Genomic DNA, 24,341 nt, shown 5'->3' with positions numbered 1-24,341 from the left:
AACGTACAACACGCATATCATAAAACCATACATAATGCTTTTTAAACGTACACTTCTATCCGTCTTATTAATAGCCTTTAGTTTCATTTGCCACGCCCAGGCTAATTTTGAACTTAACCTTAGAATAACTAGCGGACGGGCTTTTATTTCGTCAATACATTTTACTGATAATAACCTAACTATTTATATAAACAGGGCGGGCCGATTATTGTTAAATTACGACAATGGAAACAATGATGATAGCGACTTTCCGGACGAAGACAACCGCGCCTCCCGCCAATCCAATACCATATTGCCTGCTTTAGATTATTACGTTGATACCGACGGGGACGAATTGAGCGGTAAAATAAAGCAGGTGGGCAATTTACAGGTTACTTATTACGACCGATTTGCCTGGGATGAACTAAGAGGTAAGGTAAAATCTATAGGGAACGTCACATTTACTTATTATGACCGCTTCGGCTGGGATGAATTAAATGGGAAATTAAAATCTGTAAATAATGTTGCTATTACCTATTATGACCGCTTTGACTGGGATGAATTAAAAGGAAAAATGAAAACCATAGGCAATACCACTATTACTTACTATGATCGCTTTGGCCCAACAGAGCGAATGGGATCCGTTAAAAATGTAGCGGGAGACACACCTAATTTAAATATTATATGGCATAAAAGCCTCTATTATGACAATTAATAAAAAAGAGGCCGTATCATAAATTAACTATGAGCCCTTTAATTAATTCATGGTCCATAGCCGGAATTTTTTGAGGTCAGCATTGTATTTATCATGCATTATTAGTCCTCAATGCAGCTACTATGATCTATGAACCATCAACCATGAACTATTTAACAAATTCAAAACAATTACAATTCCCACACGTAATTACTTATACCTCAACTAACAAACTATGGAATTTGATAAAAAAAACCATTTGGATGATTGGGACGATCATTCAATCAAAACAGCCGACAAACCAAACGCATGGCGTGTTGATGATGCAAAAAATCTAAAAGAAAAAAACCTGGAAAGAAACTTATACGGCAGAACTAAAAACAATATGAAGCCCGTAAAAGAAGGCCAGGCAATGGGCGGGCATAGTTTCGGCAAAAACAGCAATACACCTTCGGGCGATGACAAAAATAACCCATCGCAAAACGCCGGATACACCAATGCTTATTTTGCCCGTACCGAGCCATCGGAAGAACATCCTGAAGATAGTAATTTTAAAGCTAAAAGCCAGGATGGTGAACCCGATTATAACAGGGCGCAGCCCTATGCAAACTGGCATAACGAGGCGCCAAAACCCGAAAAGATAGAACGCGGCAATGGAGAAAATGACCGGCCGCATAAAGGAAATACGTATTATGAAGGCACCGCCGATGATGAAAATAATGCCAACATCCCCGGTCCTAATGAATTACCAGATCAGCAAAAGGTTGGTGAAGATGTAGATGGTGACGATGTTGAGCATATAGAAACGTAGTTTGAGTCCGAAAGTCAGTAAAGACCGGAAGTCCGAAAGAAAAAAAAGAATCATCTTTCGGACTTTCCGGACTTTCGGACTTCCCCTTCTACCAACCAATCGTCTTGTCGATATACGCAATCAAATCATCAGCCATCGCTTGCTGTTCTTTGGCGCTTGGATGTCCGTTTGTATTTTTATAGGGGATAAAATGGGTGTGGATCCTTTTATCATTTAAAGCCGTAACAGCTTTATCAATATATCCGGGCCATGGCGATCCTGTTTTGGTTGCATCCATACTTCCCAGGATACAAAGGATCTGTGCCTTTGGATATTTTGCTCTTACACTTTTCACAAAGCCCCGGTAAGCATTAATAATAAAATCATCCGCAGGGGCTGTTGTACCAAACTTCGCTTTAAATTGTTCATTATCATGCATATTTACAAGCCATGAATCATTTTGAAACAGGTTGATGATCACCAGTTCAGGCGTGTATTTTGAGAAATCCCATTTGCTTTTAGGGTCTGTAGCATCCAGCCTGTCGTACATCTCAGGCATCACTAAGGGGAACCAGCTTATGGTAATCCCTATCCCACTTTTCGAGGTGTTATAAAATTCAGCATTGTAATGCCGGGCCGTTAAAGCAGCATAGCTGATATAGCCATTTTCGTACGGACTGGTGCCCCTGTCCTGCCCTGTTGTATCCTCGTCAGCATATCCACAAGTAATCGAGTCGCCAAAGTATTCTATTTTATGTTTTTGAGCAGGCGGCGGCGCCAGTATTTTACCACCATTATTAAGTTTAAACTGGTAAAACCACGTTTTACCCATGGCCCACTCAGTGCGCTTAAACAGCTCAAGTGTATGCTTGCCCGCAGGCAATCCGAATGCAAGTACATAATCCTTTTTTGCCATTTCAGGATGGAGAATACTAACTACCTTACCATCAACAATAACGTTGTAGTTATTATCAGATCGTTCATCTTTTAAAGTAGCACTTACCCCTGTACCGGTAAAATTAATTTTTATTGAATTTGCAGACCAGGAAAGCTCGGCCGCAGTATCCCGCATAGCAATCCTGCCAGAATAACGAATATGCGGATCATTATTTTTAATTACAGTTTGCGCAGCACAATTAAGGCTTATCAAAACACCAATCAGAAAAAACCAAAATCTGTTATTCATATTTCTACTAAATCTGATAAAATCCAAAAAATCCCTGAATCCCGGTTCTATTTCAAATACACATAAGTGATCCCATCCCCGCCCCTGTCCGCGTGCTCATCTTCCATCCTATCCACCTGGTCGTATTTCTTCAAATACTGCCTTATCATTTTACGCAGAATGCCATCACCTTTACCATGAATGATCTTTAAATTACCATAGCCCATCATTAATGCCCGGTCGAACAATCTTTCAATATTGCTCAACGCGTCTTCCGTACGCATTCCCCGTACATCAATCTCCGGACTAAAATTCGCCATATCGTTAGTTTGGCTATAGCTCTTTCTTATTTCCTTAGGTACAGAAGATTTAGAGATCTTCATCACTCTCTTTTTCTTTGCTACAGTACGCAGGTCTCCAATGGCAATAACCACATTATCCTTAATCAGCTCAATAACCTGTCCGGTGGTTTCACTGTCTGCTAGTTTTACCCAATCTCCGGGTTTTAGTTCTTCATCTATTATGGCAGTTTTTGTGACAACTGGCTTAACCGTATTTTTTTGCAGTTCGATATTTAAGTTCTCGCGCAGGGTGCGGGTTGTTTCTTTATCTGCGTTGCTGCTTTTAATCTCCGATATGGTATTTTCAACAAGCTTATTGGCATTTAAAATAATGTTTTTCGCCTGTTCTTTAGCATCCTTGATCAATACCTTTTTATTTTCTTCAAGGTAGCTCTTAAGCTTTTCATTTTCAGCAAGAAGCACATTTACCTGCCGTTGCTGTTTTTCAAGTTTTATTTTAGTGTCAAAAATCTCCTTTTTCTCGCGTTCAAGGTCTACCAGTAAAGTATCCACCTTTTTTTGACCGGCACTCACTTTATTTTTTGCCAGGTTAAGCACATTTTGCGGTAAACCTATCTTCTGAGCTATCTCAAAAGCATATGAGCTTCCGGGCTTACCTACTTCAAGCATATAAAGCGGTTTCATCTCCACGTTGTTGAAAAGCATGGATGCATTCTCAATCCCTTCGGTATGACTGGCAAAAATTTTAAGGTTTGAGTAGTGCGTGGTTACCATTCCCCTAACCTTTTTATGGTTTAATGATTCCAGCACCGCTTCGGCAATTGGGCCGCCAAACTGGGGATCGGTACCTGTACCAAACTCGTCAATTAATATTAATGTTTTCCCGTTGGCCTGCTCTACAAAATTCTTCATTTTTGATAGGTGAGCGCTGTAGGTACTCAAATCACTTTCAATAGACTGATCATCGCCTATATCAACAAATAGCTGTTTAAATACACCTGTAACGCTTCCCTCAGCAGCCGAGATCAGCAAGCCGGCCTGTACCATCATTTGCAGCAGGCCAACAGTTTTCATACAAACTGATTTTCCACCGGCATTGGGTCCGGATACCACAATAATGCGGGTTCCCTCATCAATCTGAACATTTAACGGAACAACTGTTTTCCCTTCCTTTTTAAAGTTCAAAAGCAAAAGCGGGTGGCGCGCATTGGTTAATTTAAGCCTGGCATCGTTCACTACTTCAGGCATATTGCCTTCAATATCTATGGCAAACAGCGCTTTGGCCCTCACAAAATCAAGCTTGGTTAACAGGCTATGGTATGATAATAAAAGCGGAACATAAGGCCTTAGCTCATCAGTTAATGCCATTAATATTTTAACGATCTCGCGTCTGCGTTCAAACTCCAGGTCACGGATCTTGTTATTTAATGTAAAAACCTCTTCAGGTTCCATATAAACTGTTTGGCCAGATGCAGATTCATCATGGATAAATCCCTTCAGCTTGCGTTTATTTTCAGCAAGCAATGGAATACACAACCGGCCATCCCGTACGGTTAATGAACCATCCGCTGTCCAGCCGTTACCTGTTGCACTTTTGAATATTACATCAATCTTTTTACGGGCATCCTGCTCGGCCTTCGCAATTCCGGAGGTAAGATCCGCCAGTTCGCGGGATGCATTAGGCCTTATTTTCCCTTTTTGGTCAATAACAAGGTCTATTTTTTTGAGTATTGCCTTCTCTATAGGCAGGTGCTCAAATAAAGCTTCCAGGTTGGGATATTGCCCTTCGCGCTCATTAAAATAACCAATTACGGCAAATACGGTGGTGAGCGAGGCCTGCACCTGGTAAAATTCTTCTTCGCTTAAAAAAGCGCCTTCAATCTTGGCCTTATTAGCAAGGGATTTTATATCAAAAAAATGATGAATAGGTAAAGGGCCATCATTCTCCAGTATGTTTTTAAATTCGTTAGCCTGGTAAAGAAACTTACGGATCTGGTCGTAATTATTCATCACCTGGATCTTATCAACCATCTGCATGCCCATTTCGCTTAGGCAATGTGCTTTTATTAGTTCTTTTACCTCGGTAAAACCCAGCTTATCAATACTATTACTCGGGTAAAGCATTCTTATATTTTAGATTTATTTAGTTGTTGTCGTCTTATCAAGTCCAATGAATCAGTTTTGTGTAACACCTTATTCAATGAATCTGTTTTTTGTTTCAGATTTGTTAAGATCTGTTCATACATTTTTTGTAACTCAGTTGGCTGAGTAGCATAATATTTAAGGCTTTTTTTAAATTGAGCTGAATCGGTATGGTGCCTTTTAAATAAGGCGTCGTACCTGCTGGTCCCATATTTATTTAAGCTGTCCGGCGATTGAAAGAGTCCGTATCCCCGCCCGTCAATCAGATGTACTTCAGTTAACAGGTTGATCATTGGGTCGTGTTTTATTATCCCATCGGGGGCTTTATCACCTTTACATGAAAATAAAAAAAGCGATACTGAAAAAAACAAGGTGATATATTTATGCATTCTGTAATTTAGCGGCGTATTAATTAAGCAAATTTACGGATAAATGAGCATAGCAGAGAACATCAAAAGCTTAAAAAAAGAAACTGAACTTATAAATGTAACCTTAATAGCAGTATCAAAAACCAAACCCGCTGAAGAAGTGCTGGAAGCTTACAATACAGGACAACGCTTATTTGGTGAAAATATGGTACAGGAACTGGTAGAAAAGTATGAACAGCTCCCAAAAGATATTCAATGGCACCTCATCGGCCACCTGCAAAGCAATAAAGTAAAGTATATTGCGCCTTTTATCAGCATGATCCAATCTGTTGATAGCCTTAAATTACTGCAGGAAATAAACAAACATGCCGAGAAAAACAAGCGGGTTATTGATTGCCTGCTGCAGGTTTACATTGCCGATGAAGAAACCAAATTTGGACTGGGCTTTGACGAAGTGATTGAACTGTTACGGTCGGAAGAGTTTACCGCTTTAAAACATATAAAAATACGGGGCCTTATGGGTATTGCAACCAATACCGATGTTGAAAAACAAATAAAAGACGAGTATTACGAGCTTAAAACTTTTTTTGATGGCATAAAACAAAGCTTTTTCAGGAAAGACGATGCATTTGATACCCTATCAATGGGCATGTCATCCGATTATAAAATTGCAATTGAGCAAGGCAGCAATATGGTACGCCTGGGCAGCACAATTTTTGGAAAAAGAATAATAAAGCACTGGAAAAATAATTAAGATTTCGATTTTTTCGAACCATGATTCACATGATTACAGGATTTAAGGATTCTTGTCGCTTCAATCAGGTAATCTTTAAATCAAGTGAATCATGGTTCAAAAAATGACTAATGACAAAATAACTAATGAACATAAGAACTGCTAAAAAAGAAGATTGTCCCCGTTTAATGGAATTGGTAAATGAGCTGGCGCTGTATGAAAAGGCGCCGGAAGAAGTTACCGTAACTTTACAAGAGTTTGAAGATGCCGGTTTTGGCGATAAACCTGTTTGGAAAGCATTTGTTGCAGAAGAGGATGGCCATATAGTTGGCTTTGCCGTTTACTACATCCGTTATTCAACATGGAAGGGAAACAGGATGTATTTGGAAGATTTGATTGTAACCGAAAGCATGCGTGGAAAAAAGGTTGGGAAATTATTATTCGACAGGCTAATAATGGAGGCTAAAGAATTAGGTTTTAACGGGATGTCATGGCAGGTGCTGGACTGGAATGAGCCGGCTATCAATTTCTATAATAAATATGAAGCTAATATTGAAGCTGGCTGGCTTAATGGGTCCTTATCAAAAGAACAGCTTTTAAAATATTAAATATGAAAGCAGGGTATTTAGTTATTTGTTTATTTGCTATAAGCACTACAGAGCTGTTATCCCCTACTCACAAATTAAATCATTACTTAGGCCAAATACGGTTATAACCCAATATATTAAATAATGCTTGTTTTTAAATTCGGCGGTGCATCTGTAAAAGATGCCGATGGCATAGTTAACCTGGCCAAAGTAGTTAAAAAATACGATGGAAACCAAATATTGATCGTGGTTTCGGCAATGGGTAAAACCACTAATGCACTCGAAAAGCTTACCAAAGCCTATGTTGACCAGGATGATGAAGTGCATACTATTTTTGATGAGATAAAAAAATATCATTATGATATAATTGAGCAGCTATTTGACCATTCTGATGCTATATATAATGATGTTGCCAATACTTTTGTGGAGATCGACTGGGTGATTGAAGAAGAGCCACACGATGATTATGATTTTATTTATGATCAGATAGTATCCATCGGCGAACTTGTTTCAACACGCATTGTCAGCGCTTATTTAAATAAAGCAGGTATAAAGAGCCAATGGATTGATGTACGCGGATATATCCATACAGATAACACCTACCGCGAAGGCATAGTGCAGTGGGATAAAACCCGCGCAAGCATCAGCGCGGAAATTCCATCTCTTCTGCAAAAAGGTATCGTGATTACGCAAGGCTTTTTAGGTGGCACATCAGAGAATTTCACTACTACTTTGGGTCGTGAGGGTTCGGATTATACGGCATCTATATTTGCTTCCTGCCTTGGCGCAGAATCTGTAACTACCTGGAAAGATGTACCCGGCGTATTAAATGCCGACCCTAAATTTTTTAAGGATACCATTAAATTTGATGAGTTATCCTATTCAGAAGCTATAGAGATGACCTATTATGGCGCCACCGTAATCCATCCAAAAACTATAAAGCCGCTTCAAAACGCTAAAATACCATTATTGGTTAAACCATTTACCAACCCTGGTGAACCAGGAACTATAATAAAGGAAAACGGCCGGAATGAGTTTTTAAAACCCGTTATCATCCTTAAACAAAACCAGGCTTTGCTCTCTTTATCGGCTAAAGATTATTCCTTTATTTCTGAAAACCATTTAAGCGATATTTTCGGCATGTTTGCAGCCAGCCAGGCAAAGGTGAATATGATGCAAACATCGGCTCTTAGCTTTACCGTTTGTATTGATTTTTATGAAGACCGTTTTAAAAAGCTTTTAAAACTCCTCGGCCAGGATTTTAGTGTGAAGTATAACGATGGCTTAACATTAATTACGGTAAGGCATTATTCAACCGAATCATTAAACGAACTAAAAACCAATAAAATAATATTGATGGAACAGGTTAGCCGTAATACCATCCAGATGGTAGTTAAGTAACATTCCTGTTAAAACTGTAAAAATATGTTAAACCCGGCGGTATTTCATCAATTTTAGATACCAATGGGCTATATTAGCCCTTGCATCAGGCTTAATCTAATTTCATGAGATTTATAAAGACCATTTCTATACTATCCTTATTTTTAGCTTTTTTTTATTTAACGGCAGCCGCACAGGATGTGCCTGTTTTAAATAAAATAATGACCAAAACTGCCAAGCTTTACAATGACAGGCCCATTGAAAGAGTTTACCTTCATTTTGATAAGCCGTACTATGCTTTAGGCGATACCATATGGTTTAAAGCATATTTGACAATGGATGAGCATCTGCCCTCGCCAATAAGTAAAATTATATATGTTGATATATTAACAGCTAAGGATTCACTGGTAGAATCGTTAAAGATCCCGGTAAAAAATAGCGTTTCATGGGCAGACATTGCACTTTCCCAATTCACCTACAAAAAAGGAAATTACCGGGTAGTAGCCTATACAAACTGGATGAACAATTTCGGATCAGACTATTTTTTTAATAAAAGCATTACCATTGGCGACGCAATAAACAACAACTTATCAACCCAAATTTCTTTAAAAAGATCTGTTTCAAGTAAGTTTTCAAAAATAACGGCGGGTATATACTACAAAGATGATGAGGGCAAACCCTACAGCGATAAAAAGGTAAGCTGGACAGTTGAAAAAGATTACGATGAACTAATAAAGGGAAAGGGAGTAACTGATAAAAATGGCTTTATTGATATCAGCTTTGTCAATACAAAAAATATAGGATTAGATTCTGCAGCCTTAATTACAGTTATTGACAGGGGTGAAAGAAAACAGGGTACCAGTAAATTCTCCCTAAAATCTGTCTCCCAGCCAAACGACATGCAGTTTTTCCCTGAAGGCGGACAATTAATAAGTGGCATCCCATCAAAAGTAGCTTTTAAAGCCTTAAAGCCTGATGGCCTGGGTATTGATGTAAAAGGCACCATTACCGATAATACCAATAAAGTGGTAGCAGAATTCAGTTCTTCACACCTGGGCATGGGCTTTTTTCAATTAACACCTGAAGATGGTAAAACCTACAAAGCCAACGTAGCTTTTGTTGATGGAACTATTGCAACTCCTGATTTGCCCAAAGTATTGGCTGATGCAACTACTGTAAATATAGATAATACAGATCCGGAGGTTTTGAAAATAAAATTATTGTCAGACCCTGCATTTGTAAAAGAAAACGAGGGTAAAACATTTTTCATATTGGCAAAATCAAGCGGTGCAATTGCTTTTGCTGCCCAAACTAAATTACAAAACCAGGTTTATACCGCCTCGGTAGCAAAAAGCAAATTTCCTACTGGAATTGTACAGGTAACACTTTTTGCTGATGATGGCGAGCCCTTGAGCGAACGGATTGCTTATATAATGCACAACGATCAGTTAAACCTGTCTGTAGGAAGTGATCACCCATCTTACACAACAAGGCAAAAAGTTAAGTTAAACATCACTGCTAAAAATAATGACAAACCGGTTGAGGGAAATTTTTCTGTGACTGTTATTGACGATGCCAAAGTTCCGTTTGATGAAAATTCAGAAACTACCATTTTAACCTATTTGTTATTAACCGGCGATATTGCCGGCTATATTGAAAAGCCAAATTATTACTTTAATCATCCTGATGAAAAGAAACTGGCGGACCTGGATATTTTATTACAGACACAGGGTTATCGCCGCTTTTCGTACGATGGTATAATGAATGATAAATATCCTCCTATAAGTTTTCTGCCGGAACAGGGCATTACAGTTACCGGAACGTTGCGTGCCTCAAATGGTATGGCTATCGGCAATGGTAACGTTAGCATGAAAATTAAAGATAAAAATCTTTCTGCAAACACAGTTACTGATGCCGATGGGCGCTTCAGGTTCCCTAATTTAGTGTTTTCAGACTCGACACAGGTATTTCTAAGTGCGCGTAACAACACGCGCGCAGGCGATCTTATATTAAATGTTGATGGTGATCCGTATCAAAAAATTGCAGTAAACCCTGCCGCACCCGATCAAATAATGAATATTGACAGTACGCTTAGCCCTTATTTAAAAAACAGCAAAGTACAGGTCAGTAATTCGCATATTTTAAAAGAGGTGGTTATTAAGGATACAAGAATTAAAAAATTGGTTACTCACAAGGACTACAGTAGCTTATCAAGCTTAAGCAGTGAGCCTGACCACCTTGTTACTCCAAATATGCTGCAGGGTTGCAATAGTCTTTTAGATTGTTTAAAAGTATTTGCCACAGGCATGGTTTTCCAAAATGACAACTTTTATGTTATGCGTGATTATAATGCGGGAAAAAGGACCCCGGTCCAGGTTTTTGTGAAGGGAATGCCCGTTGATGTGAATTATTTATCAAATATGACAGCTGATGGTATTGAATCGGTAGAGATCTTTTTAAAAGATGAGCTTGGCCTGGTAAATAGTGCAAATAATAGTAACGGAGCGATTGTTGTTAACATGAAAAAAGCCCCTGAAGGCCAAAAAATAACTTTAGCACAGCTTAGGGATCTGATCCCGCCTAAAAACGAACTGACTGTTACCCCCAAAGGATATGTTATAAAAAGATCATTTTACCTGCCAAGGTACAGCGGCCCGAGAGAATTACAGCCAAATCAAACAGATACCAGGACCACTATTTACTGGAACCCTAATATTATTACCGACCCAACAGGTACAGCTTCATTTGAGTATTTTAATGCTGATGGAAAAGGAACCTACCGCGCTATAATTGAAGGCATGGATAAAGATGGTAACATAGGCAGGCAATTATTTAGATATACTGTTAAGTAAGTTGATTGGGTTAGATTAGGTTGATTGAGTGAGTAGTTAAAAACTTGGCATCCGATCAGCAATTCCAACTTAATCAACTCAGTCAACCTAATCTAACTTACTTAACTCAAAAAAAAATGAACAAACTAACTCCATTCCATATAGCCGTTCCTGTTTATGATCTTGAAGAAGCACGTAAGTTTTACAGAGAAGTATTAGGCTGTAGTGAAGGCCGGAGCTCGGACCAATGGACAGACTTTAACCTTTATGGGCACCAGTTCGTAATTCATTTAAAACCCAGGCCCGCCGGGAGGGTTGAACATCATTTTAACCCGGTTGACGGGCATGATGTTCCGGTGCCGCATTATGGCGTTGTTTTGGAGTGGGATGAATGGCATAAGCTGGAAGAAAGACTAAGAAGCCACAACATAAAATTTGTGATAGAACCTTACATCCGCTTTAAAGGTTTACCCGGTGAGCAGGCGACTCTCTTTTTCTTAGACCCATCGGGCAATGCACTCGAATTTAAATCGTTTAAAGATATTGGTCAGCTATTTGCTGTATAGGCAACCAGTTGCCGTTATTTAAGGTATACTTTATTAGAGTCAAGAATCAAGATGACAAGAATCAGGAAAGAAAGTAGATATCAAGCTTTTTTCTCTTGCTTCTTGTCATCATGACTCCTGACTCTCTCTTCCCCCAAATTATGGATGTACAAGAAGTTGAGCGCCTGATAAAGATCAGTAAGGAACATCCCTTAATGCCGGAAACCTATATCCCCTGGCAGTTGGAACCAACGTCGGAAGATATCTTTTTGCCCGAAATACTAACTTCACTCCAGGGCCTTGAAATATATGACACCCTTACCCCTGTCCAAAAATTAGATCTTGGCAGGCACGAATTAGTACAGGTGATTGCCTCTTACGCATGGGGCGAATGCCTGTTTTGCCTGTTTATGACCAGGCATATCCTTACCCTCCCATTAGAAAATGTTGAACATCGCTTTTTATTACGCGAGCTGATAGAAGAATTCAGGCACCAGGAAATGTTTGGCCAGGCTATCGCCAAAATAGGTGGCAGCCCGATCAGGCAATCAGGAATGCATAAGTTTTTTGGCGAGTTCAGTAATAAGTATTTGCCGGCTGATTATCTGTTTATGGGAAGCGTATCAGTTGAGCTGGTGACTGATGTTTACGGAAACTATGTACGCCGGGCGCCTAATATCTACCCGGTATTGAAAAAGATGTTCGATCTGCACAACATTGAAGAAGGGCGGCATATCCTTTTCACCAAAAGCCTTTTAAAGGAGTACGCCGAAAAGGCAGCCTATATTAAACGAAGCTTATACAGCTTTGTAATTTTATTTAATATCCTGTTTGTGCGCACCATGTATGTGAAAAAAGAGATCTATGAACGCATAGGCCTTGAGAACCCTGAACAAGCGTACAAACTGGCATCAGCAAATTTCAAAAAGAAATTCAGCGAAACCTGCCTTAAGGATATTATAAACTTTGTTGACAGCTGGAAAGGCTTCAACAATACCACCCGCTGGGCATGGCGGTGGATCTTGGGCGCTAAGGTTTAAGAAAGAAGCAAGAAGAGAGGCAAGAAATCAAGAGTCAGGAATCAAGACTGGAAGAATGATATAAAATTTCAGTCCATTCAATCTTTAATCTTGACTCTTGATCTCTTGACTCTTGCTTCTTAACTTCTTGAATCTGTCTATCTCAGCAGCCCGGCATTATCTTTCAATGCGACTCCGGATAATTTTCTTTTAAAGGACTCATTAATCAAATAAAAGATCTTTTCCGCTGCCTGTTTATACTTCATTCCCTCTTTCCTGATGTTTGAAATGCAGTTGCGCGATTCATCGGTTAATCCCGGTTGCGGGTTATAGGTAAGATAAGCGCCCATACTGTCTGCCGAGCTTAGCCCGGGTCTTTCGCCTATCAGCAATAGGGATAATTTTGCATTTAAACCGGATGCAATATCATCGCCTATGGCAACCCTGCCCTGTTCAACCAGGCAAAGCGGGGCTATACTTATTTTAGCGGCAGTGAGCAGCGGGACCAGGATTTTTAATAAGCCGGGGGCATTTTCATTAACCGCGGTTGCAGAAAGCCCGTCAACTATTATTATTGCAACATCAGGCTTTGTTGTAAAATCTGTTAGCAGCTCTTTTGATTCATCACTTAACAGTCTGCCAAGATCAGGACGCTTTAAATATTTCTGCCGGTTTGCGGCCTGGCTGTGTAAATGAAACAAAGGCAGTTCAAATACCTTAAGCTTATTGATCAATCCGTCAACATCCAATGTGGAATATACCGCATCCCGCGCATGGGCATGCGCCAGTTTAAACTCCATCGATTGTTTTAAAGGAATACTGTTCCCCACCCTGCCAATTGCTATCCTGGCAGCAGTAAACTCCTTCAGGGAAATTAACGGATCGGGGATTGATAATTTATCCTTCATAATAATCCTGATATTAATTTATGGGATGGATTAACTTGCAATAAGCCTCCCTTATCATCAGTAATGCCTTGTTTTATCAGCCATCGTTCAAACTCTGGCGCCGGCTTAAGGCCTAAAGTTTTTCGTAAATATAAGGCATCGTGAAACGAGGTGGATTGATAGTTGAGCATAATGTCGTCAGAACCGGGGATTCCCATTATAAAATTGCAACCTGCCACACCTAATAAAGTCAGCAAGTTATCCATATCATCCTGGTCGGCTTCGGCGTGGTTGGTATAGCAAACATCAACCCCCATTGGCAACCCAAGCAGCTTACCGCAAAAGTGATCTTCTAAAGCAGCCCTTATTATCTGTTTACCATCATATAAATATTCAGGCCCGATAAATCCCACTACCGTGTTAACTAACAACGGTTTATATTTTCTTGCAATAGCATATGCCCGTGCCTCGCAGGTTTGCTGATCAACACCATGATGCGCGTTCGCAGAAAGCTCGCTCCCCTGCCCGGTTTCAAAATACATTACATTTCGCCCAATTGTGCCCCGATTAAGGGAAAGCGTAGCCTGGTAAGCCTCATCAATTAAAGCCAGGTTGATCCCAAAGCTGGCATTGCTTTTTTCTGTGCCGCCGATTGATTGAAAACAAAGATCAACCGGCGCTCCCTGATTCACAAGATCTAAAGTAGTAGTTATATGGCTTAATATGCACGACTGTGTAGGGATCTCAAATTGCTGTCGCAAGGTGTCTATTAAATTCAGCAGACTTAAAACTGCAGCAGGACTATCAGTAGCAGGGTTAATGCCAATACAGGCGTCGCCGCTACCATATAATAGACCATCAATAATACTGGCTGCAATCCCTTTAGGATCATCTGTTGGATGATTGGGTTGTAACCGGGTTGAAAAATGCCCTTTTAGACCGATGGTGTTACGGAACGCAGTAATCACCTCACATTTTTTTGCTACCGCGATCAAATCCTGGTTACGCATTAACTTTGACACGGCAGCCGCCATTTCAGGAGTGATGCCCGCTTCAACAGATCTTAATACCTCTGTATCCGTTTCATTGCTTAACAGCCAATCCCTAAACTCACCAACGGTAAGGTGACTTATTAAACTAAACGATGCAAAGTTATGATCATCAATTATTAATCTTGTTACCTCATCCTGTTCGTAAGGGATGATCACCTCGTTTAAAAACGTTTTTAACGGTACATCTGCAAGCGCTATCTGGGCAGCCACGCGCTCTTCATAGCTTTCGGCGCATACGCCGGCCAGTACATCACCTGTACGATATGGAGAGGCTTTAGCCAGTAGTGTTTTCAGATCGTTAAACCTGTAAACTTTATTACGGATGGTGAAGCTGTACACGATTTAAGGATTTGATTTATTTACAGGATTAAAGTTATTTATCGGTGAAATCATTTAAATTTATCAGTGCAATCATTCAACAATCGGTGCAGTCATAAATTCTTCTTCAAGCTTTAGCTTATGTTTACCCATCAGCATAAATATTACGATCGCTATAGCCAACCCTGCAAAAAATATCAGGCTTAGCTGTGCATAAAACCAGATCATGGTAATTAAGACAATTGCCGATATTGCTAAGGCGATTGCCGGAAATACCGGGAAAAATGGCGCTACAAAAGGGCGTTCCAAAGCCGGTTCCTTTTTACGCAATATAAACAAGCTTATCATGCTCATCATATACATTATAATTGCACCCATAACCGATATTATTACTACATCGCCGGTGGTACCTGTATAAAGGGCAATAAAGCTGATAAAGCCCCCGGCAATTATAGCCCAATGCGGTGTTTTAAATTTATGATTTACTGTTGATAACCAACCCGGTAAATATCCGCTGCGGGCCATTGCAAACACCTGCCTTGATGATGCCAGTATAGTACCGTGAAAAGAGGCGATAAGGCCAAATAGCCCAATGCTGGCAAATATCTTTGTAAGGCTGCTTGTTTTGCCCAATACAATACTTATTGCTTCGGGCAAAGGATAGTCAAGCTCGGCTAATTTACGCCAGTCGGTAATACCACCGGTAAATATCATAACGCCAAATGCCAAAAATATTAACGTTGCCAGCCCGGAGATATACCCTTTAGGAATATTCCGTTTGGGATCCTTAACCTCCTCTGCAACCATTGCAACCCCTTCAATGGCCAAATAAAACCAAACGGCATATGGCAGCGCCGGAAAAATACCCGTCCACCCTGACGGCATCGGGTGGCTTAAAAAATTCCCGGTTTTAAAATGTGGGGAAACTATACCCAGGTAAATCAATAATTCAGCAACAGCAAGCAGGGTGATAATTAAAGAAAATGTTGCCGATTCCTTTACGCCCAAAATATTTATTATTATAAAAACCACGTTAAAAAACAGTGCCGAATATAACACCGGAATGTCGGGGTTTAAAAAATGAAGGTACGCTCCCAGTCCAAAGGCTATTGCCGGTGTGGCGAACAAAAAATCAATTAAAGTAGCATAACCGGCTACAAGTCCGCCAAAAGGCCCTAGTGCCCGGTAAGCATAGGCAAACGCTCCGCCTGCATGCGGAATGGATGTTGTTAACTCTGTATAGCTGAAAATAAAAGTTATGTACATAACCGTAATAACCACAGCGGCTATAAGGAAACCAACTGTACCTGCATATTTCCATCCCAGGTTCCACCCAAAATACTCGCCTGAGATAACTAAACTTACAGCAATGGCCCAAAGGTGAATAGGTTTTAATACGCGTTTTAATTGTTCTGTTTTGATGGATGTCATTATGAGTAATTTGCTAATTTTATATCGCTTTAAAATACTCAAAGGCAACGTTATTTCAAAATGGCACGTATTATGTAATTATTAGGTGATTGTTTAGAAAAATATATTAAACTTAACAATAATTAAATGTAAAATTGTTAAAACACCTTTACCTTTACAGTTGTTGAACACTTATTGGAGAAGTGGTGATTTGACAATAAAATTATGTTACATATAAATATTTCCGCACAGGGTAATTCTAATCTTAATTTCTCTACCTTTGAGGAATACGGGTTCCCTGCCCCGCTTAATGGTGTTGATGCTGAGATAAATAACGATGTAATATTAAAGTTTGAAGATGAAGAGGAGGCGATTATTTATGCAGAACAATTGGAGAATCTTTCAACCGAATTAAATGATAAGCATTCGCCACAATATATTGCTATAAGTGATGTTATTATGGCTATCCGGAATGATGAATTTGTACAGAGTTACACACGATAAAATAAGCACTAAAAAATAAATCATATGCTACGAATCAAGTTTACAAGCAGCCCCACTAAACTAACTTCTGCTGATTTTAAAAATTATCATTTACCAACTCCCTCTAAAGGCATTAAGGAGAAAGGGAAAAGCGGTACTGAGCTTATATTTGATAACGAATATGAAGCTGTTGTTTACGCTGATCAACTCGAAGAAATTGTTACTACAGTAAGCAAAACATCTCCCTTAAAAAACATCTTAAGAGATTTGGTAACTACTATCCGTAATGATGATACGATAAGGAATTACCTTGAATACTCTACAATTTACCAATGGGTAAAAAATCGCGTATCTACAATAAGGTCGGCAATAAAACCATCTCCTATCTCTTAAAAAAGACAGGGTACAAATAAATTTAATTGTGGCAATAAATAAAAATAAAGCCGCCTGGTAGTGTTGGGCGGCTTTACTTTTTTTAATGACTACGCTTTAAGGGTATTAGTTATATATCCATAACTACTTTTAATACTTGCAAAAGCATCTTTAGGGTTATCATGTTCCACAAAAAAATGCTGCATCCCGGCTGATACACTATTGGCGAAGATCCTCTTAAAATCAATGGTTCCACTACCCACAGGCAAAATATTAGTGTGAGAAGCATCCAGGTCTTTTACGTGCCATAAAGGAAACCTGCCAGGATGGTCTTTAAACAATTGCACAGGGTCTTGTCCCCCTTTAACTGCCCAGGCCAGGTCGAGTTCCATTTTTACATTTTTAGCGTCAGTTTCCGTTAGCAGCAAATGGTACGGCACTTTGCCATCAATCGCCTTAAACTCCATATCATGATTATGGTAGGCAAACTGGATTCCCACCTTTTTGGTAGCCTCGCCGGTTTTATTCAATATTTCAATTGATGATTTAATTTCTTCAAGTGTACCCGTAGGTGCATTAGCACAAACAAGGTATTGGATTCCGCCTTCGGCAGCCTCATCAACCAGTTGCTGCATATTATCCCTCAAATTCATCATTGGCGGGATCACCATAGGTTTGCCATCGGCGCCCAAAGGCATTTTGAACCCTTTTGGTAACTTAAAAGGAGCACCCAACACATGGTGTGACTTCCAGGACATCCCAAGGTCATTAACCATAGCCTTAAACTCTTTTGGTTTCATACCGTAATAGCCGCCTTTTTTACTAAAAGCCGACTCCATTTCTTTATATCCTACTGCGGCAATTTGAGTTAACGTTCCTTTTACATCTTCATCAATAATGCCAAAGAATGTAAAAAGCTGCAAACCCACCGCATGCGGGGCCATATTTGATAAAAAAGAGCTGGCTTTACCTGATAAAGCTATCCCTCCAAGTACCAGTGTACCTGTACTTTGTAAAAACTTACGCCTGTTGTAATTCATGTTTAATTGGTAATTTAGTTTATGTGGTTTAGTAAAGCTAAAAAATTATTGTGTCATTTATACACATTAAAGCATAATTTTTTTCTGTTATAAATCAACTCCTTAAATAATCCACATAATGGGCTAAGCAAACTAAATATTCCTATATTTCGGCCCGGATATTTGAACTGTCACAATTAACATAAATGCGTTATAATCGTTTAGTAATAACATTTTTAGGCCTTTTTTTATTAACAGCAATTGGCTGCAAGCAGCATGAACCTCAGCAAACCGATGATAGCAACATGGCTTTGGGCAATCCCAGCAATGCAAGTAAAAGTATATTGAATGCTGATAACTACCTCATCGACCATAAATACTATATTGAAAGCTATAACAGGGATAAAGCTGAACCTAATTGGGTGAGCTGGCATTTGTGCGGTAAAGACCTTGGCGCAACAGACAGGCTTAATAATTTCAGGCCCGATGAAACTTTACCTGACGGCTGGTACGAAGTTGACAACAACAGCTATAAAAGATCAGGGTTTGATAAAGGCCATAACTGCCCAAGCGGCGACCGTACCAGCTCAACCGATGCAAATTCTGCCACGTTTTTGATGGATAATATAATTCCGCAGGCGCCAAATAACAACCAGCATACCTGGGAACACTTGGAAAGCTATTGCAGGAACAAATTAAAAAGAGGGAATGAAGTTTACGTTATAATGGGCGTTTATGGTAGCGGTGGAACAGGGCGAAACGGCTTTGCAACCACTATTGATAAAGGGCGGATAAATGTACCTGCGCATATCTGGAAAGTTGTAGTGGTGTTACCTGAGGGTAATGATGATTTAAACCGGATTGATGAAAATACCCAGGTTATAGCCATTGATACACCAAATGATAACAACATCTCCAATAACTGGATGAATTATACCTGCACCGTAAAAAGCATTGAAGATTCAACCGGTTATAACTTATTATCGGCTTTGCCCCAGCAGGTTCAGGATGTTTTAGAGAATAAAAAGTTTACGGGAGGAAACTAACTCATCAGACTTACGAAGTTTTGAAAACTTCGTAAGTTTTCTGCTTAATCGTCTCTTCCTAATTAGATTTGCTGATACAAACAGGTAGCAATGAGCCCTGTCCACCCTGTTTGGTGTGATGCGCCCATTCCGCGCCCGGTATCGCCATCAAAATATTCGTGAAATAATATATAATCCTTAAAATCAGGATCGTTCTGCATTTTATGGTAATTGCCGAACACAGCCCTTTTACCCTCTTCATCTCTCAAAAACAGGTTTGAGATCCTGCTGTAGAGTTCATTTGCCACCTGCTGCAGGTTCATAAAGTTACCCGAGCCTGTAGGACACTCTATTTTAAAGTCGTCTCCATAGTAAAGGAAGAATTTATGCAGGCTTTCTATCAGCATATAATTTATAGGGATCCAGATAGGTCCGCGCCAATTACTGTTGCCCCCAAACAAGCCGCTGTCACTCTCTGCAGGCGTATATTTTATGCTAAACTCAACGCCATCAATAGCAACATGGTACGGGTTATTTAAATGATATCTTGAAACTGAACGGATGCCGTATTTACTCAAAAACTCATTTTCGTCCAGCATGTACTTAAGTATTGATTTCATACGATAGCCGCGCAGCAGGCTTATCAGGTGCTTGCCTGGCGTTTTGGTTTCTGACCAACGCGATACCAATGAAGCAAGATCAGGGCGATTTTCTGAAAACCATTTCATCCGGTTGCTAAAAATTGGATTATTCAAAATGTCATCCTCATCCAGCACTTCGGCAGCTATTAGCGGAATTAGTCCCACAATGCTTCGCACCCGCATTTTTTGAGTACTATTATCAGGCAACCGCAGCTGATCATAAAAAAAGCCATCAGTATCATCCCAAAGGCCTTCATTATCCTGCCCTAAATTTGATATGGCGCCGGCTATATATATAAAGTGCTCGAAAAACTTGCTGGCTATGTCATTATAGGCCTTGTTACTTTCAGCAAGCTCGGCAGCAATGCGTAACAGGTTTAATGAATATATGGCCATCCAACTGGTGCCATCAGCCTGTTCAAGGTGCTCACCCATTGGCAGGTGGGCATTCCTGTCGAATACGCCGATATTATCAAGCCCCAAAAAGCCACCTTCAAAAATATTGTTTCCCGATGCATCTTTCCGGTTTACCCACCAGGTAAAGTTTAGCATCAGCTTATGAAAAATACGTTCTAAAAAGTAAGTATCGCCTTTGTTATCATTTGCAGCTTTATCCTGCTGATATATTTTCCACGTAACCATGGCATGCACTGGCGGGTTGGCATCATTAAAGTCCCATTCATAAGCCGGTAACTGGCCATTGGGATGCATGTACCAATCTTTTATTAACAAGCTAAGCTGATTTTTGGCAAAAGTCATATCAACTTTTGCAAGCGGGATACAATGGAAAGCCAGGTCCCAGGCGGCAAACCATGGATATTCCCATTTATCGGGCATCGAAATAATGTCCTTCGTATTAAAGTGGGTCCATTTACTGTTCCGGGCGTTTATTCTTTGTTGAGGCGGCCGGGGCTCAGCAGGGTCGCCGTGCAGCCAGTGGTTAATATCGTAATAATAAAATTGCTTGTTCCATAACATCCCGGCTAATGCCTGTCGCTGGATTAAAATTTTATCAGCATTAGTAGACCCTTTATTTATATCTGAATAAAACTCGTCAGCCTCCTGTTTCCTCGCATCAAACAGCTTGTCGAAATCATCAAACCCGTTACTTGCATTCTGCGATAATCTTAAACGTAATGTAACGCTTTGTTTTGCAGGTACATTTATGTCAAAATTTACCGCAGCTTTTGTACCTGTTTTCTTGGAGTTGATAGTATCGGCGCCATGTACAATATGATCGTTTATTCCATCTTTATAAAACTGTTTGCCATCATCGGTATTGTATAAGCGCCTGGTATTTGTTTCATTATCACAAAACATCAACTCTGGCGATCCTTCGGCATTTAGCCACATCTGCCCGAGTTTTTCATGGTAAACCTCTATTACACCGTGAGAATCAGCGGTTAGTTCAGGCACATAATCATTATACCCCCATGCCCAGGTATTCCGGAACCATAAGGTTGGCAAAACATTTAAAGCGGCATCAAGGCTGCCCCTGTTATTAACCGTAATTTTAATTAGCAGGTCCTGCTGCTCATTTTTCACATATTCAATAAACACATCAAAATAGGCGTCCTGGTCAAATATGCCTGTATCAATTAATTCAAATTCAGGGTCGTTTCGGTTTCTTCGTTTATTTTCATCCAAAAGCCAGGCATACGGATATTCTTGCTGCGGGTATTTATACAGCATTTTCTGGTACGAATGCGTAGGTGTATTATCCAGGTAATAGTATAATTCTTTTACATCCTCGCCATGATTACCTTCGGGATTGCTAAGGCCAAAATACCTTTCCTTTATAATAGGGTCTTTTTTATTCCATAAAGCTACAGCAAAACAAAGTAATTGCTCGTTATCACAAATCCCCCCTATGCCTTCCTCACCCCACCGGTAGGTTTTACTGCGGGCCATATCATGCGTAATATAGTTCCAGGCATCACCATTTGCACTATAATCTTCTCGCACTGTTCCCCATTGACGATCGCTAACATACGGTCCCCATTTCTTCCAGGATGGATCTTTTAGTCTTGTTTGTTCTGCATTCATATTATGAGATGATTATTGAATGATTACACCGATTTTAAAATGATTGCACTGATTATTGGGGAATGATTTCTCTGATTATCGGCATAATTTAAACATAATAATACAGTTTGGATGTTATAAGCACAGACGCACTCATATTATTGCAATCCTATTAAAATCAATACAGCAAATTACCTGATGCGATCTTCAAACAATCAGTGAAATCTCCATAAAATAATCAGTGAAATCACTTCCTATAATCAGTGAAATCAAAAACGCTTACTTCCAGGCATTCCTCAAAAACCTTAGCCAATTGCCATGCATCATGTTTTCTATATCGGTTTCATTATAGCCTCGTTTTTTTAACAAGGCGGGTATTTTTTGAAGGTCTGCAATGGTTTCCAGGTCATACGGACATTGCTCGCGGCCAAACGCACCATCAAGATCAGACCCTATTCCAATGTGCATTGAGTTACCCGCAATCTGGCAGATGTGATCCACATGATCTATCATCACCTCCAAACTGCAATCCATTTCTTTAGGGTCCGACTGGCCCCGTACCCAACCCGGCACCATCATCCATGCATCCAACGCGGCCCCAATTACAGCCCCGCGTTTTACCAACTCTTTTATCTGTTCATCACTATACTGGCGGTTATGGTTCACCAATGCCCTGCAGTTGTTATGACTTGCCCAAACATGCCCGTTAAAATGATCTAATGCTTCCCAAAAACTATCGTCACATAAATGGGTAGCATCTAAAATAATATTAAGCCGCTCCATTTCTTTCAATAGCTCATGGCCGGCCCTCCCCATAAAACCTGTAGCATCCGTTCCCTGCGCATAGCGCCCCGGACCGTAATGCGCCGGACCAACTGCCCTAAGCCCATAATTATAAGCCCACTCTAAATGTTTTATGGTTACTATTGAATCAGCACCCTCCAGGCTTAAAATATACCCGACAGGTTTAGCCGCATTCGGTTTCCCATCAGCCCAAAGGCTAATGTGCTTTTCAAGGCTTTTAAAGTCATTTATCTGCACCATTTCACCGGCATCTTCCATTGCTTTATACCAGGCTACCTGGCCCTGTGTTTGTGCCCAAGCCTGTTCGGGCGAATGCCACCCTGGTAGCGGATTACCCGGTGCAACATAGCGTGCTATCTGGGTGCCTACAACCAATCCGATATTGCCCTTCCGCAATTCGGGTAAGGAAACTACTCCTTTTGCACGATCGGGTTTATCAGTCATACCGGCTTCGCGTTCATTTATTTCCGCAATGGGTCTCCGCAGGTCGCGGTTCCATTCCAGGGCGTTCATACTCAGGTCTAAATGGGCATCAATTGTGAACATGTTTTATTTAATTGTTGAGACACAATACTTTGTGTCTCAGGTACTGATTTTAATTTTCATTAATACAGAGACACAAAGTATTGCGTCTCTACAAATTATATTGTTATTTTCCTGTCGCGGGCAATGTTTTTCCATTCTCCGCTTGTTTTGTTATTTTCAATTGTAATTGCCCTTTCATAAAGTGCTACTGTGGGGCAAACATGGTAAGGCATTCCATAGATCACATCACCCGGTTTATAATCGTGTCCTTTACCTGCCTCTACAACCAAATGCTCTTCGCTTTGCCCAACAACCTCCAACTCAGGCGCATTTATCAGGTAAACCCGGCTCTTTATATCCCTTTCTGCAGCTATTGATTTATGGCCAAGGTCTAAACACAGCTTAGTTTCGTCAGGCAGCGATATAACCCGGGTTACCACTAATGCAGCCGGTAAAAACGGCTGTTCCAAAAAACTTGTTTCATAACCTTTATCCCAATAAACAAAAGTACCAGGACTGCATTCTACAACTCCGCGTTTAGCATGAATGGGGAAAGTTGGCGAGCCTCCGGCTACAATAACAAGTTCAGGAAAGCCCTTATCTTTTATAATTGATTGAAGTTTAAGCACAGGCTCAAAGCTTTTATTACACTGTTCCGTACGGATCTTAAGGTCTGCATCATGAATATGGCCATCATAAGCATGTAAACCAATTACAGTTATTCCGCTTAAAGCGTTACAATCAATATAAAGCTGCAAGGCACCGTTACCGGGTTTAATGCCGGTACGATCCTGCCCTACATTCAGATCAATATAAACTGGGACCTTTATTTTGTTCTGTAATGCTACTTCAGATATTTCGGTTGCCACATTTATATTATCAACAAGGCAGGAGAATTTGGTGCCAGGATAAGCCAATATCAGTTCAACAAACCGGTTTAATTTTGGCCCTATGGGTTGATAGGCCAGCAAAACATCAGGAGCGTTACACATAGCCAGCATTTCGGCCTCGGCAATAGTAGCGCATTTAAATTTGGTGATGCCTGCTTTAAGCATCAGCAAAGTAACATCCTTGCTTTTATGGGTTTTAACATGTGGCCTTAAGCGGGCAACATTATCAAGCATGCTGATAAGCAGATCAATATTTTGTTTTACCCTGGCGGGATAAACAACCAAAGCAGGTGTATCTAATGTGTCAATATCATTTATAATGTACCAATCCTGTTCTTTCATTGGTTATTGGTTA

General features: G+C 40.1%; 21 protein-coding genes. 11 read left to right on the top strand and 10 right to left on the bottom strand.

Features of this window, described 5'->3' with window-relative positions:
* Window positions 1-34 precede the first annotated feature (34 nt).
* Both BUE31_RS01475 and BUE31_RS01470 read left to right on the top strand, forming a co-directional pair.
* The gene (locus BUE31_RS01475) at window positions 35-694 is read left to right on the top strand and encodes a hypothetical protein (protein ID WP_143167003.1); all 660 of its coding nucleotides are present in this window, start codon (window positions 35-37) and stop codon (window positions 692-694) included.
* A 214-nt stretch (window positions 695-908) separates the two neighbouring features.
* Window positions 909-1,484: a hypothetical protein gene (locus tag BUE31_RS01470; RefSeq protein ID WP_073399569.1), complete on the top strand. Its 576-nt coding sequence runs from the start codon at window positions 909-911 to the stop codon at window positions 1,482-1,484.
* Window positions 1,485-1,572: 88 nt separating this feature from the next.
* Here the strand turns inward: BUE31_RS01470 and BUE31_RS01465 are convergent, their stop codons facing one another.
* The 3 genes from BUE31_RS01465 to BUE31_RS01455 are packed head-to-tail and all read right to left on the bottom strand — an operon-like array spanning window position 1,573 to window position 5,461.
* On the bottom strand, window positions 1,573-2,649 hold the full coding sequence (locus BUE31_RS01465; RefSeq protein WP_073399567.1) for an SGNH/GDSL hydrolase family protein: 1,077 nt from the start codon (window positions 2,647-2,649) through the stop codon (window positions 1,573-1,575).
* A 47-nt stretch (window positions 2,650-2,696) separates the two neighbouring features.
* Window positions 2,697-5,054: an endonuclease MutS2 gene (locus BUE31_RS01460; protein WP_073399566.1), complete on the bottom strand. Its 2,358-nt coding sequence runs from the start codon at window positions 5,052-5,054 to the stop codon at window positions 2,697-2,699.
* Between the two features lie 2 nt (window positions 5,055-5,056).
* Window positions 5,057-5,461, bottom strand: a complete 405-nt coding sequence (locus BUE31_RS01455; RefSeq protein ID WP_073399564.1) for a DUF4296 domain-containing protein — start codon at window positions 5,459-5,461, stop codon at window positions 5,057-5,059.
* A gap of 43 nt (window positions 5,462-5,504) precedes the next feature.
* Here BUE31_RS01455 and BUE31_RS01450 point away from each other — a divergent pair, with 43 nt between their 5' ends.
* From BUE31_RS01450 to BUE31_RS01425, 6 genes are all read left to right on the top strand, one after another.
* Entirely contained in the window at window positions 5,505-6,194 is a 690-nt protein-coding gene (locus tag BUE31_RS01450) for a YggS family pyridoxal phosphate-dependent enzyme (RefSeq protein ID WP_073399562.1), read from the top strand.
* Between the two features lie 125 nt (window positions 6,195-6,319).
* Complete coding sequence (locus BUE31_RS01445) at window positions 6,320-6,781, top strand: GNAT family N-acetyltransferase (protein ID WP_073399560.1); 462 nt, start codon at window positions 6,320-6,322, stop codon at window positions 6,779-6,781.
* Between the two features lie 123 nt (window positions 6,782-6,904).
* Complete coding sequence (locus tag BUE31_RS01440; protein ID WP_073399559.1) at window positions 6,905-8,161, top strand: aspartate kinase; 1,257 nt, start codon at window positions 6,905-6,907, stop codon at window positions 8,159-8,161.
* A gap of 104 nt (window positions 8,162-8,265) precedes the next feature.
* Window positions 8,266-10,992 carry a carboxypeptidase-like regulatory domain-containing protein gene (locus BUE31_RS01435; RefSeq protein WP_073399557.1) on the top strand — a complete coding sequence of 909 codons (2,727 nt, stop codon included), beginning with the start codon at window positions 8,266-8,268 and terminating at the stop codon, window positions 10,990-10,992.
* Window positions 10,993-11,108: 116 nt separating this feature from the next.
* Window positions 11,109-11,537: a VOC family protein gene (locus BUE31_RS01430; RefSeq protein ID WP_073399555.1), complete on the top strand. Its 429-nt coding sequence runs from the start codon at window positions 11,109-11,111 to the stop codon at window positions 11,535-11,537.
* A gap of 140 nt (window positions 11,538-11,677) precedes the next feature.
* Window positions 11,678-12,556: a diiron oxygenase gene (locus BUE31_RS01425; RefSeq protein ID WP_073399553.1), complete on the top strand. Its 879-nt coding sequence runs from the start codon at window positions 11,678-11,680 to the stop codon at window positions 12,554-12,556.
* A gap of 137 nt (window positions 12,557-12,693) precedes the next feature.
* Here the strand turns inward: BUE31_RS01425 and eutC are convergent, their stop codons facing one another.
* From eutC to eat, 3 genes are all read right to left on the bottom strand, one after another.
* Window positions 12,694-13,443, bottom strand: a complete 750-nt coding sequence (gene eutC, locus BUE31_RS01420; RefSeq protein ID WP_073399551.1) for an ethanolamine ammonia-lyase subunit EutC — start codon at window positions 13,441-13,443, stop codon at window positions 12,694-12,696.
* A complete protein-coding gene (locus tag BUE31_RS01415) occupies window positions 13,440-14,813 on the bottom strand; it encodes an ethanolamine ammonia-lyase subunit EutB (protein WP_234997724.1) in 1,374 nt (457 codons plus the stop codon). The genes eutC and BUE31_RS01415 overlap by 4 nt, the downstream gene beginning before the upstream one ends.
* Window positions 14,814-14,885: 72 nt before the next feature.
* Window positions 14,886-16,223, bottom strand: a complete 1,338-nt coding sequence (gene eat / locus BUE31_RS01410) for an ethanolamine permease (protein ID WP_073399547.1) — start codon at window positions 16,221-16,223, stop codon at window positions 14,886-14,888.
* A 204-nt stretch (window positions 16,224-16,427) separates the two neighbouring features.
* Between eat and BUE31_RS01405 the strand changes: the two genes are divergently transcribed.
* The gene (locus BUE31_RS01405; RefSeq protein WP_073399545.1) at window positions 16,428-16,706 is read left to right on the top strand and encodes a hypothetical protein; all 279 of its coding nucleotides are present in this window, start codon (window positions 16,428-16,430) and stop codon (window positions 16,704-16,706) included.
* Window positions 16,707-16,730: 24 nt separating this feature from the next.
* A complete protein-coding gene (locus BUE31_RS01400) occupies window positions 16,731-17,078 on the top strand; it encodes a hypothetical protein (RefSeq protein ID WP_073399543.1) in 348 nt (115 codons plus the stop codon).
* An 89-nt stretch (window positions 17,079-17,167) separates the two neighbouring features.
* On the opposite strand, the gene BUE31_RS01395 is transcribed toward BUE31_RS01400, so the two are convergent.
* Entirely contained in the window at window positions 17,168-18,097 is a 930-nt protein-coding gene (locus BUE31_RS01395; protein ID WP_073399542.1) for a sugar phosphate isomerase/epimerase family protein, read from the bottom strand.
* A 185-nt stretch (window positions 18,098-18,282) separates the two neighbouring features.
* Between BUE31_RS01395 and BUE31_RS01390 the strand changes: the two genes are divergently transcribed.
* A complete protein-coding gene (locus tag BUE31_RS01390) occupies window positions 18,283-19,122 on the top strand; it encodes a DNA/RNA non-specific endonuclease (RefSeq protein WP_073399540.1) in 840 nt (279 codons plus the stop codon).
* Between the two features lie 62 nt (window positions 19,123-19,184).
* Here BUE31_RS01390 and BUE31_RS01385 read toward each other — a convergent pair whose 3' ends face one another.
* From BUE31_RS01385 to BUE31_RS01375, 3 genes are all read right to left on the bottom strand, one after another.
* Complete coding sequence (locus tag BUE31_RS01385) at window positions 19,185-21,788, bottom strand: MGH1-like glycoside hydrolase domain-containing protein (RefSeq protein WP_073399538.1); 2,604 nt, start codon at window positions 21,786-21,788, stop codon at window positions 19,185-19,187.
* A 258-nt stretch (window positions 21,789-22,046) separates the two neighbouring features.
* Window positions 22,047-23,117 (bottom strand): dipeptidase, encoded by a 1,071-nt coding sequence (locus BUE31_RS01380; protein WP_073399537.1) that lies wholly within the window; start codon window positions 23,115-23,117, stop codon window positions 22,047-22,049.
* Window positions 23,118-23,212: 95 nt separating this feature from the next.
* Window positions 23,213-24,328: a D-TA family PLP-dependent enzyme gene (locus BUE31_RS01375; RefSeq protein WP_073399535.1), complete on the bottom strand. Its 1,116-nt coding sequence runs from the start codon at window positions 24,326-24,328 to the stop codon at window positions 23,213-23,215.
* Window positions 24,329-24,341: the final 13 nt, after the last annotated feature.

The sequence above is a fragment of the Mucilaginibacter sp. OK098 genome, assembly GCF_900142915.1.
GTDB lineage: Bacteria > Bacteroidota > Bacteroidia > Sphingobacteriales > Sphingobacteriaceae > Mucilaginibacter.
This window is presented reverse-complemented; position numbering and strand designations above follow the sequence as displayed.

Excerpts from the sequence above, each read along its gene's own strand:
- BUE31_RS01475 (WP_143167003.1), top strand. The coding sequence starts at position 35 with ATGCTTTTTAAACGTACACTTCTATCCGTCTTATTAATAGCCTTTAGT.
- BUE31_RS01470 (WP_073399569.1), top strand. The coding sequence starts at position 909 with ATGGAATTTGATAAAAAAAACCATTTGGATGATTGGGACGATCATTCA.
- BUE31_RS01465 (WP_073399567.1), bottom strand. The coding sequence starts at position 2,649 with ATGAATAACAGATTTTGGTTTTTTCTGATTGGTGTTTTGATAAGCCTT.
- BUE31_RS01460 (WP_073399566.1), bottom strand. The coding sequence starts at position 5,054 with ATGCTTTACCCGAGTAATAGTATTGATAAGCTGGGTTTTACCGAGGTA.
- BUE31_RS01455 (WP_073399564.1), bottom strand. The coding sequence starts at position 5,461 with ATGCATAAATATATCACCTTGTTTTTTTCAGTATCGCTTTTTTTATTT.
- BUE31_RS01450 (WP_073399562.1), top strand. The coding sequence starts at position 5,505 with ATGAGCATAGCAGAGAACATCAAAAGCTTAAAAAAAGAAACTGAACTT.
- BUE31_RS01445 (WP_073399560.1), top strand. The coding sequence starts at position 6,320 with ATGAACATAAGAACTGCTAAAAAAGAAGATTGTCCCCGTTTAATGGAA.
- BUE31_RS01440 (WP_073399559.1), top strand. The coding sequence starts at position 6,905 with ATGCTTGTTTTTAAATTCGGCGGTGCATCTGTAAAAGATGCCGATGGC.
- BUE31_RS01435 (WP_073399557.1), top strand. The coding sequence starts at position 8,266 with ATGAGATTTATAAAGACCATTTCTATACTATCCTTATTTTTAGCTTTT.
- BUE31_RS01430 (WP_073399555.1), top strand. The coding sequence starts at position 11,109 with ATGAACAAACTAACTCCATTCCATATAGCCGTTCCTGTTTATGATCTT.
- BUE31_RS01425 (WP_073399553.1), top strand. The coding sequence starts at position 11,678 with ATGGATGTACAAGAAGTTGAGCGCCTGATAAAGATCAGTAAGGAACAT.
- eutC (WP_073399551.1), bottom strand. The coding sequence starts at position 13,443 with ATGAAGGATAAATTATCAATCCCCGATCCGTTAATTTCCCTGAAGGAG.
- eat (WP_073399547.1), bottom strand. The coding sequence starts at position 16,223 with ATGACATCCATCAAAACAGAACAATTAAAACGCGTATTAAAACCTATT.
- BUE31_RS01405 (WP_073399545.1), top strand. The coding sequence starts at position 16,428 with ATGTTACATATAAATATTTCCGCACAGGGTAATTCTAATCTTAATTTC.
- BUE31_RS01400 (WP_073399543.1), top strand. The coding sequence starts at position 16,731 with ATGCTACGAATCAAGTTTACAAGCAGCCCCACTAAACTAACTTCTGCT.
- BUE31_RS01395 (WP_073399542.1), bottom strand. The coding sequence starts at position 18,097 with ATGAATTACAACAGGCGTAAGTTTTTACAAAGTACAGGTACACTGGTA.
- BUE31_RS01390 (WP_073399540.1), top strand. The coding sequence starts at position 18,283 with ATGCGTTATAATCGTTTAGTAATAACATTTTTAGGCCTTTTTTTATTA.
- BUE31_RS01385 (WP_073399538.1), bottom strand. The coding sequence starts at position 21,788 with ATGAATGCAGAACAAACAAGACTAAAAGATCCATCCTGGAAGAAATGG.
- BUE31_RS01380 (WP_073399537.1), bottom strand. The coding sequence starts at position 23,117 with ATGTTCACAATTGATGCCCATTTAGACCTGAGTATGAACGCCCTGGAA.
- BUE31_RS01375 (WP_073399535.1), bottom strand. The coding sequence starts at position 24,328 with ATGAAAGAACAGGATTGGTACATTATAAATGATATTGACACATTAGAT.